This window comes from Aeromonas sp. S18(2024) (genome assembly GCF_041402525.1).
Lineage (GTDB): Bacteria > Pseudomonadota > Gammaproteobacteria > Enterobacterales > Aeromonadaceae > Aeromonas > Aeromonas enteropelogenes.
Genome location: NZ_JBGLQV010000012.1, coordinates 13,882 through 29,506, shown reverse-complemented (window position 1 = coordinate 29,506; position 15,625 = coordinate 13,882). Strand labels below are relative to the sequence as shown.

General features: G+C 60.1%; 13 protein-coding genes. 8 read left to right on the top strand and 5 right to left on the bottom strand.

The window, feature by feature from the left end; translation table 11 throughout:
- Window positions 1-74: 74 nt before the first annotated feature.
- Both rsmD and ACB034_RS17450 read left to right on the top strand, forming a co-directional pair.
- Entirely contained in the window at window positions 75-704 is a 630-nt protein-coding gene (rsmD, locus tag ACB034_RS17455; protein WP_042028999.1) for a 16S rRNA (guanine(966)-N(2))-methyltransferase RsmD, read from the top strand.
- Window positions 688-999, top strand: coding sequence for a DUF1145 domain-containing protein (locus tag ACB034_RS17450; RefSeq protein WP_042028997.1), 312 nt, complete (start codon window positions 688-690; stop codon window positions 997-999). Before rsmD ends, ACB034_RS17450 begins: the two co-directional genes overlap by 17 nt.
- 871 nt (window positions 1,000-1,870) lie before the next feature.
- Here ACB034_RS17450 and ACB034_RS17445 read toward each other — a convergent pair.
- The 5 genes from ACB034_RS17445 to ACB034_RS17425 all read right to left on the bottom strand — a co-directional run bounded on the left by ACB034_RS17445 (window position 1,871) and on the right by ACB034_RS17425 (window position 7,004).
- Window positions 1,871-2,857, bottom strand: coding sequence for a YafY family protein (locus tag ACB034_RS17445; protein WP_026456656.1), 987 nt, complete (start codon window positions 2,855-2,857; stop codon window positions 1,871-1,873).
- A gap of 292 nt (window positions 2,858-3,149) precedes the next feature.
- The gene (locus tag ACB034_RS17440; protein WP_042028995.1) at window positions 3,150-3,536 is read right to left on the bottom strand and encodes a SirB2 family protein; all 387 of its coding nucleotides are present in this window, start codon (window positions 3,534-3,536) and stop codon (window positions 3,150-3,152) included.
- Window positions 3,533-5,389, bottom strand: a complete 1,857-nt coding sequence (locus tag ACB034_RS17435; RefSeq protein WP_371173348.1) for a monovalent cation:proton antiporter-2 (CPA2) family protein — start codon at window positions 5,387-5,389, stop codon at window positions 3,533-3,535. Before ACB034_RS17435 ends, ACB034_RS17440 begins: the two co-directional genes overlap by 4 nt.
- 70 nt (window positions 5,390-5,459) lie before the next feature.
- The gene (locus ACB034_RS17430) at window positions 5,460-6,059 is read right to left on the bottom strand and encodes an NAD(P)H-dependent oxidoreductase (RefSeq protein ID WP_371144903.1); all 600 of its coding nucleotides are present in this window, start codon (window positions 6,057-6,059) and stop codon (window positions 5,460-5,462) included.
- Between the two features lie 102 nt (window positions 6,060-6,161).
- Entirely contained in the window at window positions 6,162-7,004 is an 843-nt protein-coding gene (locus tag ACB034_RS17425; protein WP_042028992.1) for a LysR family transcriptional regulator, read from the bottom strand.
- A gap of 142 nt (window positions 7,005-7,146) precedes the next feature.
- Between ACB034_RS17425 and ACB034_RS17420 the strand changes: the two genes are divergently transcribed.
- The 6 genes from ACB034_RS17420 to ACB034_RS17395 all read left to right on the top strand — a co-directional run bounded on the left by ACB034_RS17420 (window position 7,147) and on the right by ACB034_RS17395 (window position 15,187).
- A complete protein-coding gene (locus tag ACB034_RS17420; RefSeq protein ID WP_371173347.1) occupies window positions 7,147-7,869 on the top strand; it encodes an SDR family oxidoreductase in 723 nt (240 codons plus the stop codon).
- 88 nt (window positions 7,870-7,957) lie between these two features.
- A complete protein-coding gene (locus ACB034_RS17415; protein WP_042028987.1) occupies window positions 7,958-8,281 on the top strand; it encodes a hypothetical protein in 324 nt (107 codons plus the stop codon).
- Between the two features lie 48 nt (window positions 8,282-8,329).
- On the top strand, window positions 8,330-8,761 hold the full coding sequence (locus ACB034_RS17410; RefSeq protein WP_042028986.1) for a DUF411 domain-containing protein: 432 nt from the start codon (window positions 8,330-8,332) through the stop codon (window positions 8,759-8,761).
- Window positions 8,762-8,996: 235 nt separating this feature from the next.
- On the top strand, window positions 8,997-11,138 hold the full coding sequence (locus ACB034_RS17405) for a S9 family peptidase (protein WP_342017972.1): 2,142 nt from the start codon (window positions 8,997-8,999) through the stop codon (window positions 11,136-11,138).
- A 415-nt stretch (window positions 11,139-11,553) separates the two neighbouring features.
- Window positions 11,554-12,525, top strand: coding sequence for a TAXI family TRAP transporter solute-binding subunit (locus ACB034_RS17400; protein ID WP_026457441.1), 972 nt, complete (start codon window positions 11,554-11,556; stop codon window positions 12,523-12,525).
- 103 nt (window positions 12,526-12,628) lie between these two features.
- Window positions 12,629-15,187 carry a TRAP transporter permease gene (locus ACB034_RS17395; protein ID WP_201942666.1) on the top strand — a complete coding sequence of 853 codons (2,559 nt, stop codon included), beginning with the start codon at window positions 12,629-12,631 and terminating at the stop codon, window positions 15,185-15,187.
- Window positions 15,188-15,625 lie beyond the last annotated feature (438 nt).

Below are 15,625 nucleotides of genomic sequence, written 5' to 3'. Positions count from 1 at the left end.
TAGCCGTCCCGGGAGGGCCGGCATAAAAATGAACTGCCTTATACTACCACTTTATTTTCTGACGATGAAACGCGATGCCCAGAGTGAAATCCAGCCGTAGCAACCCCAATAAACGCCCAGCCCAGCAAGGAAAATCGGGCTTTGTAAGAATCATCAGCGGCCAGTGGCGCGGCCGTAAATTGCCGGTCAGGGATGTAGAAGGGCTCAGGCCTACCACGGATCGCGTCAAGGAGACCATCTTCAACTGGCTGGCCCCCCACATCCGCGGTACCCGCTGCCTCGATCTGTTCGCCGGCAGCGGTGGTCTGGGTCTGGAAGCGCTGTCGCGCTACGCCGAACAGGTCACTCTGATCGAGATGGACAGAGGCGCCGCCGAGCAGATCAGACAGAACCTGACCACCCTCGGCAGCAGCCAGGGCCAGGTGATCCAGGCCGATGCGGTGAACTGGCTGCAAGGCCCGGCTACCCCGTTCGATCTGGTGTTCCTCGATCCCCCCTTTCGCCGCGAACTGCTGCCCCAGGTGTGCGATCTGCTGGAGCAGCGAGGCTGGCTGGCTCCGGATGCCCTCATCTATCTGGAGCGGGAGAAGGAGATGGCAGATCTTCCACTGCCTGCCAGCTGGCAATTACTCAAGGACAAGCAGGCCGGTCAGGTCTGCTATCAACTCTATGTGCGGGAGGTAAACGATGAAGCGGATATTTAATCTGTTGGCGATGGGGCTCATTCTGTTCTTCTGGTTCGGCGTACTGATGAGCCTGATCCTGCCCCTGCCAGGCAAACTGAACGGCTTTTTGCCGGTCTGTGGCGTGATAGTCGCCCTGCTGCACTGGGTGCAAGCCAGCATGATCAAGGCAGCCTGCAAACGCTACTTTGAGGTGACCCGGGGTGAGTTCATCGGTGTGCTCATCTTCGGCGTCTTTGGCATGGTAGACATTCGCCAGCGCCTGCAAGGGATCGTTGAAGCAGCCCAACGCGCAAACAATCCGGACAAGCAATAAAAGAAAAGGGGACGGCGGTGGCCGTCCCCTAGAGTCATGTCGTCCTGTCCCTAGAACTGCAATGCTCCCTGCAATCCCTGACGTTATCCTAATCCCTTGGAATATCCCCTTTCCAATCCATTGGCGTGTCCAGCAGCCTTCCTGGCTTGGCAATTCATCCTGAACCGCTTCACTGTCTCCATCCTGGAGGTGTCCATTACCACGTCCTGTGGGGGTCCTTGCGTCTTCCTGACCGATAACCATCCGGGTTATCTCGCTTCGTCCTGAAGCGTCCTTCTCGCATCCCGCGAGGTCCTGTTCATCCTGAAGAACGATATCCGGTTCGTTCTGCTCTCGTCCCGAGAGTGTCCTGCCGCATCCCGCGGTGTTCCCTGTTCATCCATGACGATAATCATCCTGACTATCGTGCTCATCCTGAGGTGTCCTTGCCCACATCCTGTGGACTATTCCATCTTTATTCGCTGCTCTGCATCCTGCCGAACCAGCTTCGTCCTTGTGAGACCCATACTAAGGCAATGGACTCTCCGAGCAAGGGCCATCCGTGGAGAAATATCCGCTGCCATATAGATGACAAAAAACAACCTTAAAAACTATTCCTTTAAAAACAAGCAATTATTTAGTTTCACTAGAAAGGTCACCTTTTCTGGCATGGCTTCGCGTACGGCTTAAAGCGTTAGCGTCGCACACACCCTATGGCAGATCTCTTACATGGTTTCCCCGCCCCGAAACGGCCCGCGAAAACGGTTCAATCCAGCGAATAAAGCTTAAAAATTTGTTGAATAAATATGCTCAAAAAAGAGACAAAAAAAGAGTCGAGACCAGGCTCGACTCTTTGTGATGCAATCCGTTTGCTGTTATCAGCCTTGTACCATCAACTCACCCGGTTGGACGGGTTGAGGTAGGCCTTGCGCAAGGATTCCGGCGCCAGCACTTCCAGCTCGCCACCAATGTTGTTCAGCCAGCTGCGAAACTCGGGGGTATCCTGCACCTCGGTCTCGACCACCACGCTGCGCTTGTCATAACGCGTCATGCGGGGGTTGTTGCCGGGGATCTGGTTGTCCACCAGCGACTGGCTGTTGGCATCGATGCGGCCGACAAAGCGGATCGGACCGCTCACATCCTGATAGCCCTGATCGCGGATCAGCTTCTGGATATTGAAATCCTTCGGCTGGGTCGCGCTGAAATTGGTCAGCTCCACGCTCTTGATGTGATCGAACGGGATGCCATACACCTTGGGATCCAGCTCGGACAGAGTGCAGAGCAGAACCGGTCCTTCCGGCTGGTTAAGGATCCCGAGCGGATTGATGCGGTCATAGCAGAGCCACACGGTTCGCTCTTTGATCACCCGCTGGATCTCGGCGCTGAACTTGCGGCCACGCCACAGGGCGTCGCGGATCAGGGTGCTGCGGCGGATCTCCGGGTTGCCGGCAAACGGACGCGGCGATTGATGCACGCTCTCGAGCCAGCGCTCGGCCAGTTCGCTCTGGCTGTCGCGGATCACCTGGCTGGCCTTGTCGACCAGCGGGTTCAGTTCGGTCAGCACGCTCGCCGGCAACAGTTGGCTTGCCTGATCACTCCAGGTTTTCAGAGCCACCGCCAGGGAGAGCGGCATGATATTGGCAAAATCGTTAAGCCCGTGGCGCTCGAAGCACCAGCCATGGGGCTTGCTGCGCTCGTCCGAGGTGAGATCGAACAGTCCCATGCCGGACATCTCTTCCAGGTCCCGTTGCACGGTACGCAGACTGACATGAATGCCTTCCTCTTCCAGTTTTACCTGGAGTTGGCTGGCGGTCAGCTTGTAAGGGCGGTGCGGGATGCAACGCGCCAAGGTCAGTTGTCGTAACAGCTTCTTACTCATGGTGCATGCCTTCACTGGGTTAGTGTTGACTGAATGCTAGTCGTGACCTGCGACAGTCTATGACGCAAGTTTTGCCGAGACAACTGTCTCCATTTTCATACAGTTAGACTTATCGGCATGATTTATAAGAAAAAAACAAACTAATGAGGTGGCAATTGAGGCTTTTTTGATAATAAAAAAGATAAATTTGACATGTCACGAACAAGGTCGCGGGAAGGATAAAAGAGAGAAATTATCGATTTTTAAAGCAGATTACATGGAGAGGAGGCCTTCCTCCCCTCCATTTCTCCGATCAAAACAGCCAGGACCAGGGGGACTTGGTGATGGCGGCACCGACCATATAACCAAACACCGCCAGGGCGGCGACACCGGCCACCAGCTTCTGGCCCTGCGCCGGCCGCTTGAGCGCCATGACACCGAGCCCGATGTAGACCACCAGCGCCACCAGCTTGGCCATCAGCCAGGGTTGCTGACCCGGGCTCATCTGCAGAGCAACCGCCAACAGCACCCCGAACAGCAGCAGAAAGGTGTCGTTGATATGGGGCAGCACCTTGAGCCACTTCTGTTGCAGCCGCGCACTGCCCGCCAGGGCCAGGCCCCAGCGGTAGAGGAACAGCAGCAGGCTGACCAGCGCCAGCGTCATGTGCAGGTGTTTGAGCATGGGGTAATAGGCAATCATCTTGCTTCCTTGTCGTCGTTGGGTAGCCCGCTGTTCCAGTTGTGGGCATGGATGCGCTCCTGCCCCTCCTCGTCGTCTTGCAACAGATCGGAGAGGATCTCCCGGTATTGCAGGCTCTTGTTGATATAGGTGTGTTCGTCGTCGAGATAGTTGACCTGTTCGCGCAGCAACCAGTTGTCATGCTGCTTGAAGGTCTGCCCCGCCCGCCAGGCCTGGTTGGCCCGAAAGCCGAGCTGGGTCAGGGCTTCCACCCCCAGATCCACCGCAGATCCCAGAGTCTCCCGATAGACGCTGTCGACCCCGTGACGCAGGATCTCGTGGGCATGGGGACGATCCTGGGCACGAGCGAGGATCTTGAGGTGCGGGAAGTGTTTCCTGGCCATCTCGATCACCGCCAGCGAGGTGGCGGTATCGTTGATGGAGAGCACCAGCAGCTTCGCCTTGTGGGCGCCGGCGGCATGGAGCAAATCGATCCGGCTGGCGTCGCCATAGAAGACCTGATAGCCATATTTTCGCAGCATCTCGATCTGGCTGGCATCCTGCTCGAGGATGGTGGTGCCTATGCCGTGGCCGTGCAGCAGGCGCCCCACTATCTGGCCGAAGCGGCCGAAGCCCGCGATGATCACCGGGTGCTCCACCAGCTCGGGCTGCTCGTGTTGCGGCACATCCCCCTGATTGCGATAGTCGAACCAGGGCTGGATCACCCGATCGTTGAGGATCAACAGCAGCGGAGTCAGTGCCATGGAGAGCGCCACCACCAGGGTCAGCAATGAGATGGTGTCACCGGGCAGTACCCTGTTCTGGGCCGCGAACGAAAACAACACGAAGGCAAATTCCCCGCCCTGGGCCAGTGCCAGCGCGAAGGTCCAGCGCTGACCCGGCGAGATGCGGATGGCGAAACCAAGGGCCATCAGCACCAGCCATTTGAGCACCATCAGCCCGATCACCAGGGTCGGGATCAGGAAGGGGTGTTCGGCAAACAGACCGAAGTCGATCCCCGCTCCCACCGACATGAAGAAGAGGCCAAGCAGCAAGCCTTTGAAGGGCTCAATATCCGCCTCCAGCTCGTGGCGATATTCGCTGTCCGCCAATACTACGCCGGCGAGGAAGGAGCCCAGCGCAGGCGATAGGCCCACAGACTCCATCAGCACGGCGATGGCGATCACCAGCAACAGGGCCGCGGCGACGAAGATCTCCCGCATATGGGACTGGGCGATGGCGCGAAATACCGGCCGCATCAGGTAGTGGCCACCCAGCACTATGCCGGAGATAGCGGCCACCACCAGCAAGCCATGCTGCCAGCCAGCCAGCTCGGTGCCACCATTACTGACCACAGGCGCGATGGCCAGCAGCGGCAAAATCGCCAGGATGGGAATGACAGCGATATCCTGGAACAGCAATACGGCAAAAGCGGAGCGGCCGCTCTCGCTCTGCATCAGTTTGCGCTCCTGCAGGCTCTGCAGCACGATGGCGGTGGAAGAGAGCGCCAGAATGAGACCAATAGCCAGCCCCTGCTGCAGCGGCAGACCGATGAGACAAGCCACGCCGGTCAGGGCGCTGGTGGTGAGCAGCACCTGCAGGCCACCGGTACCGAGGATCGGCCCCTTCAGCTGCCACAAGAGGGCCGGGCGCAGCTCCAGCCCGACCAGAAACAACATCAGCACTACGCCGAACTCGGCGAAGTGCATCACGTCTTTTTGCTCACCCACCAACCCCAGCAGGAAGGGGCCTATGATGATCCCCGCCAGCAGGTAGCCGAGCACGGACCCCAACCCCCAGCGCTTGGCCAGCGGCACGGCGATCACCGCCGCCGAGAGATAGATGAAGGCATCAAACAGCAAACCATGTCCCATCAGCGGATCCTCCACGCGATGGCAGATCCCTGGGAGGGAATACCGGGGCAACGACCGGATCGAATTCGTGTCATGAGTGCTCCTCCAGCAGATCCCGCAGATAGGGCCGCCCGGCCAGCTGCTCCGGGGTCAGCTGCTCATCGCGCAGGGCGCACAAGAGCTGACGATAATCCTGGCCGCAGCGGCGCAACGCCTCCGGATCCCGGATCTTGTGAAAAGAGTGGAGTACGAAGGGGGGCAGCCAGTGCATGCCGCACAGGGTGGCGGTCTGCTGGAAGGGCAGCAGGAAATCGAGCAGCGGACGGCTGTTGTAGCCCTCGCTGCAGTAGGATTCGGGGGCACCACCCGTGGTGATGGCGCTGAGCCACTGCTTGCCCTTGAGGGCGTGAGCCTCGGGGCCATAGGCGTAGCCATACTCCAGCACCAGATCCATCCACTCCTTCATGATGGCCGGGCAGGAGTACCAGTAGAAGGGGTGCTGGAAGACGATGATGTCGTGCTCCGACAGCAGTGCCTGCTCCCGTTTCACATTGATGAACATGTCGGGATAGTGGTGATAGAGGTCGTGCAGGGTCACGCCTTCCAGACCGTCGATGGCCTGCAGCAACTGCTTGTTGGCCCTGGAACTCTGCAGGGCCGGATGTGAAAAAATGACCAGAATGCGTTTCATGACAAGCCCACCGGGACAGAAGCCTTATTGCGCATGGCGCGATCGATAACAAAGGGCGCGACGACAAGGTGCATCCTGAAGATGCATGGGAAAGCGACCTTATCAGGAAGCGCCATACCCTGCCAACTCGGGGATCAGTTCACGCATCGCCGGGTTCAGGGTCTGGTGGGCAGGATAACAGAGCCCGATCCGGCGAAACATCCGCGGCCCGTTGACCGGCAGGGTCTGCAATCCGGGTTCATCCTCCACCAGGCCATCGGGCAGAAAACTGATCCCCACTCCCGCCAGCACCAACGCCATCACCAGCCCCTTGCTCTCGGCCTTGGCCACCAGGTTGAGGGTGAGCCGGTCACAGGCCAGCAGGCCTATGGTCTGCTGATGGGCCTCGCAGGGGGGGCACTCAATAAAATCATGGTGTTGCAGCTCTGCCAGCTCGATGCGCGGACGGCTGGCCAGCGGGTGGCCGGTGGGTACGCACAGTACATAATCCTCTTCCCAGAGCGGCAAGAAGATCTCGTCTTCCCGGCGCAGGGCATCCAGGGTCAGGCGACAATCGGCGGGACTATCCTGGTCGGAGAGGGTGAGATCCAGCTCCGGCAAGACCCCCTGCACCCGCTGCAGCAGAGCCGCCACCCGACGTCGGCTCAGATCCGGCATGATGGCAATATTGAGTCTCGCCCGCGTCGCTTTCTGGCGAAACAGCTCGGGCAGGCGGCGCGCCTCCTCCACCAGCTTGACCGCGTGGGGATAGAGATAGTGGGCCGGCTCCTTCGCCTCCACCCCCTTCTTGCCTCGGATAAAGAGGCTGTCACCAAGCACCTCTTCCAGCTGGCGCAACCCCGCCGAGAGGGAGGGCTGGCTGACGTGGCAACGCTCCGCCGCCGCCGTGATGTTCTTCTCTTCATAGATGGCGATGAAGAAACGCAGCAATCTCAGATCCAGCATAAGCCCAACCATAGTTTTTTCAGATGATAACCAGCGGAAAACAATATTTATCACTGATGGATGCGGAGACTATAGTGACTCCACTGCGTGCTGGCCAGCCGTCTGTTTGCCCAAACCGACCATCGAATCAGAAGGAAACATCATGTCCAAGTCCCTCGTCGTGATCACCGGTGCCTCCGCCGGGATCGGTGCCGCCATCGCCCGCGCCTTCTCCGCTGCCGGCCACCCGCTACTGCTGCTGGCCCGCCGGGTCGAGCCCATGCAGGCCCTGGGCTTGCCCGATACGCTCTGCATCGGGGTCGACGTCACCGATACAAACGCCATGAAGGCGGCCATACAGCAGGCCGAGGCGCAATTCGGCCCGGTGGGCTGCCTGGTCAACAATGCCGGCGTCATGTTGCTGGGTCAGGCCGACGTGCAGGATCCCGACGAATGGCAGCAGATGCTCAACATCAACGTAATGGGCGTGCTGAACGGCATCCATGGGGTGCTGGCCGGGATGAAGGCACGCCGCAGCGGCACCATCATCAACATCAGCTCCATCGCCGGTCGCAAGACCTTCCCGAACCATGCCGCCTACTGCGCCACCAAGTTCGCGGTTCACGCCCTGACCGAAAACATCCGGGAAGAGGTGGCCGATCTGGGGGTGCGGATGGTGACTATCGCCCCGGGAGCGGTGGAGACCGAGCTGCTCAGCCACACCACGGACGAGAGCATCAAGGCCGGTTACCACGACTGGAAAGAGCAGATGGGTGGCGTGATCGCGCCCGAGGTGATCGCCGAGGCGGTGCTCTATGCCTGGAACCAGCCAGCCAACGTCTGCGTACGTGAAATCGTGCTGGCGGCAACTCGTCAGCAACCTTAATCCAGCCTGACCGGAACGGCGGGGAGGGCTTGACCCTCCCCCCTGGCACAGGGTTACCATAACGCCCCAATTTCGTCAGAGTCGTTCCATGGTTCTCACTCGTCGCCAACTCGCTCATGCCCGTCGCTGGCTCCCCCTGTGGAGTCTGGTGCTGGTATTGATGTCGTTTGGCAGCCGGGCCGCGACCGACCTCTGTACCCTGAGCAGCCACTGCAGCCAGAGCGAGCGTACCCTGGAGAAAGCCATGCCGTGCGGCAGCTTTACCTCGGCGCTCTCCATGACGGTGCTCGGCAATGACAGCCTGACGGTGGCCATGCTGGAACCCGATACCCCGGATTTCCTCCCCCCTTCCCTGTTCATGCCGGACGCTCCGGCAGAACGGCTGGAGCGCCCTCCCCGCACCCGGACTTGAGTCAAAACCCCTGTTTTTGGGCATGTTTTATTCAATCTGAGGTGAGTTATGTACAAATCCCTGCTGCTGGCCCTGCTGGCCGGCACCGTCAGCTTTTCCGCTCTCGCGGCCGAGAAGATGACCGTCTACAAATCCAAATATTGCGGCTGCTGCCAGGCCTGGAACAAGCACATGGAAGAGAATGGCTTCGAACTCGAGGTCATCGAAACCGAGCAGCTTGAACCGGTCAAGCAGAAATACGGCATCGCCCCGCAACTGGCCTCCTGCCACACCGGGGTGGTCAACGGCTATGTGATCGAGGGACACGTGCCTGCCGCCGATGTGAAGAAGCTGCTCAAAGAGAAGCCGGCGATCCGCGGCCTGACCATTCCGGGTATGCCACAGAGCGCACCCGGCATGGACATTCCGGGCCAACCCTACCAGGTGCTGAGCATCAGCAACGAGGGCACGACCAGGGTCTGGTCGAGCTATCCCGGCTGACGAATACTGGCCATGAACCGGCACTCCCCCATCATGTGAGGCACACCTGAGCGGACCCTTGTCGCTCATGGCCAGAGAAGAGGCCGCTATCGCGAGATAGCGGCCTTTTTTGATGGTTTTTCCTGCGATAACAAGGGACTGCTTGCAACCACCGGCGACAAGGGGCAGATTGTTGGCCAGTTCAAGGAGCCGATACGCCGGTTCGCCAACCCTGTTAACGCGCAAAGGATGCGACATGTTCCCCTTTTCTCGAGGGATACTGCTGCTAGCCTGTCTGACAGCCGTTCCCTGTTCCTATGCCAACCAAGAGTCTGCCATGCCGAGAAGCGAAATCCCTGTCCAACCCCCCGTTGCCGCCAAACACCCGCATACGCTGAAGAAACACGGGGATACCCGGGTCGATAACTACTACTGGCTGCGCGATGACGATCGTCAGGATCCCGAGGTGCTGGCCTACCTCAAGGCCGAAAATGCCTACACCGAGGCCATGCTCAAGCCGACCAAGGCGCTGCGTGAAACCCTCTACAAGGAGATGGTGGCCCGCATTCCCCAGCAAGACGAGTCCGTCCCCTACGTGAAGAACGGCTACCGCTACCAGACCCGTTACGAGCCGGGCAAGGAGTACGGCATCTATTCGCGCACCAAGCAGGGAGAGCAGGAGTCCAAGCTGCTGCTCGACAGCAACCAGCGGGCCGAAGGACACGAATTTTACGCCCTTGGGGCGCTGGAAGTGAGCCGCAACAACCGCTGGCTGGCGGTGGCGGAGGATTACCTCTCCCGTCGCCAGTACCGGATCCAGTTCCTCGATCTGGAGAGCGGCAAGTGGGCCGCGGATACCCTGGAGAACACCTCGGGCAACCTGGTGTGGGCCAACGACAGCAAAACGGTGTTCTACGTGCGCAAGCACCCCAAGACCCTGCTGCCCTATCAGGTCTATCGCCACACCCTGGGCACGGATCCGGCCAAGGATCAGCTGGTCTATGAGGAGAAGGACGACACCTTCTACGTCAGCCTCTACGCCACTACCTCGGAAGACTTCATCGTCATCAATCTCTCCAGCACCACCACCGGCGAGGCGCGCCTCATCGACGCCAACGCGCCGGAGCAGGCCCCCCGTCTGTTCCTGCCGCGCAAAGTAGATCACGAATATACCCTGGATCACTACCGTGGCCGCTTCTATGTGCGCTCCAACAAGGACGGCAAGAACTTCGGCCTGTACGAGACCAAAGAGAGCCCGGTCGATCGCTGGAAGCCGGTGATCGCCCCCAATCCCGACGTGCTGCTGGAGAGCTACGCCCTGTTCCGGGACTGGCTGGTGGTGGAAGAGCGCAACCAGGGGCTGACCCGGCTGCGCCAGATCAACTGGCAGAACGGCGAGCAGAAAGAGATCGCCTTCGACGACCCGGCCTACGTCACCTGGCTCGCCTACAACCCGGAGCCGGAGACCAGCGCCCTGCGCTATGGCTACTCCTCCATGACCACGCCCTCATCCACCTATGAGCTCGACATGGCCAGCGGCAAGCGCACCCTGCTCAAGCAGCAGCCGGTGGCGGGCTTCAAGGCGGAGCAGTACGCCAGCGAGCGACTCTGGGTGACCGCCCGGGACGGCGTAGCCGTGCCGGTCTCGCTGGTCTATCGCAAGGACATGTTCAAGAAAAACGGCCACAACCCGCTGCTGGTCTATGGCTACGGCTCCTATGGCGCCAGCATGGATCCCGACTTCAGCAGCTCCCGCCTGAGCCTGCTGGATCGGGGCTTCGTCTACGCCATCGCCCACATCCGTGGCGGTGAGGAGCTGGGCCGCCACTGGTACGAAGATGGCAAGCTGTTGAAAAAACAGAATACCTTCAACGACTTCATCGACGTCACCGAGTCACTGGTGGCACAGGGTTATGGCGCCAAAGATCAGGTCTATGCCATGGGAGGCAGCGCCGGCGGCCTGCTGATGGGGGCCGTCATCAATCAGGCGCCCCAGCTCTATCGGGGCGTGGTGGCCCAGGTGCCGTTCGTCGACGTGGTCACCACCATGCTGGACGAGTCCATCCCCCTCACCACTGGCGAGTACGACGAGTGGGGCAACCCGAACCAGAAGCGCTACTACGACTACATGAAGTCCTACAGCCCCTACGATCAGGTCAAGGCCCAGGCCTACCCCAATCTGCTGGTCACCACCGGGCTGCATGACTCCCAGGTGCAATATTGGGAGCCTGCCAAGTGGGTTGCCAAGCTGCGGGAGCTGAAGACGGATGATAACAAGTTGTTGCTGAATACCGACATGGATGCCGGCCACGGCGGCAAGTCCGGCCGCTTCAAGGCCTATGAGGATATCGCCCTGGAGTACGCCTTTATTCTGGATCTGGCCAACCCGGCCCCCTGAGTCCATTGCACGGTAGCCCTTGCCACGCAAGGGCTACAAAAGAATCCAGACTCTCTTTTTCTCTCTTCCATTTCGCGTCGACTCCCCTTAATCTGCAACAGGGAAATGAATGATCGCGGTCATGTTTCTCGAGATTTAACTCCGTTAGTTTGCCATTTAGTTTGATTTATGTTGGCAAAATGTGCTTAATCGGAGTGCTTACAACTTTTTATCCGGCCTGCTATTGGCCAAACACCCCCGGTGGCAGGACGCCACAACAGTCACCGCAGGACGCGATGACCGCAGGCAAGGGCACCCAGGATCCCGCCCTTGTCATGCAGCACACATGAAACAATGGCAAACCCGGCGCAGAACGGGCTTACCATCAATTTACCCGCGGATCGGGTAAACCAAATCCAAGAAAAAGGGAGAAAAAATGAAAGGATTATCCTTGGCGTGCGCACTGTCGGCTGCTCTGGTCGGCGTATCATTTGGTGGTCCGGTACAGGCGCAGGAGCGCTTCGTGACCATCGGCACCGGCGGTCAAACCGGCGTCTATTATGTGGCAGGTCAGTCTATCTGCCGCTTCCTCAATCGTGGTTCCACCGAGCATGAGATCAAGTGCAACGCCCCGGCCAGCGGCGGCGGTGTCGCCAACGTCAACGGTATTCGCAGCGGCGAATTCAACTTCGGCATCATGCAGTCCGACCACCAGTACAAGGCGATGAAAGGGCTGCCCCCGTTCCAGGCCGAAGGTGCCATGGACGACATCCGTGCCGTCTTCTCCCTGCAGAGCGAAGTGTTCACCATCCTGGCCCGCAAGGATGCCAAGATCGCCGGCTTCGACGATCTGAAAGGCAAGCGCGTCAACATCGGCAACCCGGGCTCCGGCCAGCGTGACACCATGGAAGAGATCATGGCGGTCAAGGGCTGGAAGAAGAGCGACTTCGGTCTGGTCTCCGAGCTGAAACCGGCCGAGCAGGCTTCCGCACTGGGTGACAACAACATCGACGCCATGAGCTACTTCGTCGGTCACCCGAACGGTGCCATCCAGGAAGCCTCCACCACCACGGATGCGGTACTGGTACCGGTCACCGGCGCTGACATCGACAAGCTGCTGGCCGAGAAGAGCTACTACACCAAGGCCGAGATCCCGGGTGGCCTCTACAAGGGCAGCGACAAGCCGACCCCGTCCATCGGTGGCAAGGCTGTACTCTCCACCAGCGCCAAAACCGATCCGGAAGTGGTCTACCAGCTGGTCAAATCCGTGTTTGACAACCTGGACCGTTTCAAGCGCCTGCACCCGGCCTTCGCCGACCTGAAGGAAGCCGACATGATCAAGGTGGGGCTCTCCGCTCCGCTGCATGAAGGCGCTGCTCGCTACTACAAAGAGCGCGGCTGGCTCTGATTGAAGGCCCCAGGGCCTTTGTCACTCCTTCGACACCCGTTGGCTGCGCGGTTTGCGGCGGCGGGTGTCGTTTTTGTTGTACTCGATGGCACAAGTTGACCCTATGCAAGACAAACAACTCTCTACCGAGGAACTGATCGCCCAGGATGTAGGCGCCCGCCTGCCGCTGGGAGCCATGGGCTGGCTCATTACCGCCCTGGCACTGGCCTGGTCCCTGTTCCAGCTCTGGATCGCCTCGCCGCTCCCCTTCATTTTCGGGGTTGGCGTACTCAATGACACCGAAACGCGCGCCATTCATCTCACCTTCGCCTTGTTGCTGGCCTATCTGGTGTTTCCCGCGTTTCGCTCCTCCCCGCGGGATCGAGTCCCCCTCAGCGATATCGCGCTGGGGCTGATCGCCGCCGGTGCCGCATCCTATCTGTTCGTGATGTACGAGGCGCTGGCCCAGCGTCCCGGCAACCTGACCACTTCGGATCTGGTCACCGCCTGTATCGGCATTCCCCTGCTGCTGGAAGCGGCACGCCGCGCCCTCGGCCCGGCTCTGGCGGTGATTGCCATCGTCTTCCTGGTCTATAGCCTGGCCGGCCCCTGGATGCCGGGGCTGCTGGCACACCGCGGGGTCAGCTTTACCGCGCTGGCCAATCACCAGTGGATCACTACCGAAGGAGTGTTCGGCATCGCCCTCGGGGTCTCCACCAGCTTCGTGTTCCTGTTCGTGCTGTTCGGTGCCCTGCTCGAGCGGGCCGGTGCCGGTCACTACTTCATCCAGCTCGCCTTCAGCCTGCTCGGCCACCTGCGTGGCGGCCCGGCCAAGGCGGCGGTGGTCGCCTCCGGCCTCACCGGCCTCATCTCCGGATCCTCCATCGCCAACGTGGTCACCACGGGCACCTTCACCATCCCCATGATGAAGAAGGTGGGTTTCAGCTCCGAGAAAGCCGGGGCGGTGGAAGTGGCCTCCTCGGTCAACGGCCAGATCATGCCGCCCGTGATGGGGGCTGCGGCCTTCCTGATGGTGGAGTACGTCGGCATTCCCTACGTGGATATCATCAAGCACGCCTTCCTGCCGGCGGCCATCTCCTACATCGCCCTGCTCTACATTGTCCATCTGGAAGCGCTCAAGCTCGGCATGCAACCCATCGGTGGCCATCAGCCCAAGCCCTGGCTGCGTCGCCTGACCGGCTTTGCCTTCGGCGCCGCCCTCATCAGCGGCCTCTCCATGGCGGTCTACTACGGTCTGGGCTGGCTCAAGCCCGCCCTGGGTGATTACGCCCTGCCGGGGATCTCCCTGCTGCTGGCCGCCACCTATGTGGGCCTGCTGAAGATCGCCGCCAGCAATGAACCGCTGGCAGCCGAAGATCCCGACAAGCCGCTCACCGAGCTGCCCGACACCCGCACCGTGCTGCTCTCCGGCCTGCACTTTCTGCTGCCGGTGGTGGTACTGGTATGGTGTCTGATGATCGAGCGCCTCTCCCCCGGCCTGTCCGCCTTCTGGGGCACCGTCATGCTGGTCATCATCCTGTTGACCCAGCGTCCGCTGCTCAACTGGCTGCGCACCGACGGCAAACATGACTACGGCACCGTGCGCGACGGAGTGATCGACCTGCGCGAAGGCCTGGTGGCCGGTGCCCGCAACATGATCGGCATCGGTATCGCCACTGCCACTGCCGGCATCATAGTCGGCGCCGTCTCCCAGACCGGGGTTGGCCTGGTGCTGGCCGATCTGGTGGAGATGCTCTCCATGGGCAATCTGCTGCTGATGTTGCTGCTGACCGCCCTGCTGAGCCTGATCCTCGGCATGGGGCTGCCCACCACCGCCAACTACATAGTGGTATCCAGCCTGCTGGCGCCCGTGGTGGTCACTCTGGGTCAGCAGAACGGCCTCATTGTGCCGCTCATCGCCGTGCACCTGTTCGTGTTCTATTTCGGCATCATGGCGGACGTGACTCCGCCGGTGGGGCTGGCTTCGTTCGCCGCGGCCGCCGTCTCCAAGGGTGATCCCATCAAAACCGGTATCACGGCGTTCTACTACAGCCTGCGTACCGCTGCACTGCCGTTCCTGTTCATCTTCAACACGGATCTGCTGCTGATCGACGTGGACTTTGCCCACGGGGTGATGATCTTCATCGTGGCCACCATCGCCATGCTGATCTTCGCCGCCGCGACCCAGGGCTACTTCCTGGTGAAGAGCCGCTGGTACGAGAGCGTGTTGTTGCTGCTGGTCGCCTTTACCCTGTTCCGCCCCGGCTTCTGGATGGACATGGTGCACGATCCCTATCGCGAGACGCCGCCCGCCCAGCTGGCCCAGACTATGGGTGAACTGGAGGTGGAGAGCACCCTGCGGCTGCGGGTTCAGGGGGAAGATGCGGTAGGCAAACCCCGCAAGTTCACCCTGCTGGTTGCAGTGCCCGATGGCGCCAACGGTGAAGAGCGTCTGGCCAATCTGGGCCTGAGCCTCTATGAACAGGATGGCAAGACCCTGATCGACAACGTGGCCTTCGGCAGCCCTGCCGCCGGCATGGGGCTGGAGTTCGATCAGGAGATCCTCGCCGTCAAGGCCCCGACTGATCGCTGGCGCAAGGAGCTGATGTGGATCCCCGGCTTCCTGCTGTTCGGGGTCATCGTCTGGCTGCAACGCCGACGCCTGGCACCACAGCCTGCTTGATCCCAGACAGGGCCGCGTGATGCGGCCCTGTTTTTTGTCCGGCATAGGCATGACGGCAAAGGCGGCTCAAAAGGAAAAACGGCCCCAAAAAAAAGTGGGGTGACATTTCCATGTCACCCCCTCGCAAATAGCATGTTCCATATTGGAGTCCGGCCACGCCGGATGCCTTGCCCCACTTCCCCAGAGTCCGCTACCCATCCGAAGTCAGTGTCGATTGCAGCGATGCAGTCGACCGGTCACCCTTTGTTGCCTTCATCCACACGGCAGACGGGCCGCCGTGTTTGTCCTTGCAAGTGAAATATTACGCAGACAAATAAAATAAAAAAACGTTTTTATGCCCTGAAGTTCCCGTGTTGATACAAAAAACCGCCTTCACATTAACAATAATTCATTTAAAAACAGCAAGATAAGGAAATGAATAGCTATTCACCCGCACGG

Bases quoted from the DNA above. Each gene is read 5' to 3' on its own strand.
- ACB034_RS17400 (WP_026457441.1), top strand. From the start codon at position 11,554: ATGAAAGGATTATCCTTGGCGTGCGCACTGTCGGCTGCTCTGGTCGGC.
- ACB034_RS17410 (WP_042028986.1), top strand. From the start codon at position 8,330: ATGTACAAATCCCTGCTGCTGGCCCTGCTGGCCGGCACCGTCAGCTTT.
- ACB034_RS17445 (WP_026456656.1), bottom strand. From the start codon at position 2,857: ATGAGTAAGAAGCTGTTACGACAACTGACCTTGGCGCGTTGCATCCCG.
- ACB034_RS17435 (WP_371173348.1), bottom strand. From the start codon at position 5,389: ATGGGACATGGTTTGCTGTTTGATGCCTTCATCTATCTCTCGGCGGCG.
- ACB034_RS17450 (WP_042028997.1), top strand. From the start codon at position 688: ATGAAGCGGATATTTAATCTGTTGGCGATGGGGCTCATTCTGTTCTTC.
- ACB034_RS17420 (WP_371173347.1), top strand. From the start codon at position 7,147: ATGTCCAAGTCCCTCGTCGTGATCACCGGTGCCTCCGCCGGGATCGGT.
- rsmD (WP_042028999.1), top strand. From the start codon at position 75: ATGCCCAGAGTGAAATCCAGCCGTAGCAACCCCAATAAACGCCCAGCC.
- ACB034_RS17440 (WP_042028995.1), bottom strand. From the start codon at position 3,536: ATGATTGCCTATTACCCCATGCTCAAACACCTGCACATGACGCTGGCG.
- ACB034_RS17405 (WP_342017972.1), top strand. From the start codon at position 8,997: ATGTTCCCCTTTTCTCGAGGGATACTGCTGCTAGCCTGTCTGACAGCC.
- ACB034_RS17395 (WP_201942666.1), top strand. From the start codon at position 12,629: ATGCAAGACAAACAACTCTCTACCGAGGAACTGATCGCCCAGGATGTA.
- ACB034_RS17415 (WP_042028987.1), top strand. From the start codon at position 7,958: ATGGTTCTCACTCGTCGCCAACTCGCTCATGCCCGTCGCTGGCTCCCC.
- ACB034_RS17430 (WP_371144903.1), bottom strand. From the start codon at position 6,059: ATGAAACGCATTCTGGTCATTTTTTCACATCCGGCCCTGCAGAGTTCC.
- ACB034_RS17425 (WP_042028992.1), bottom strand. From the start codon at position 7,004: ATGCTGGATCTGAGATTGCTGCGTTTCTTCATCGCCATCTATGAAGAG.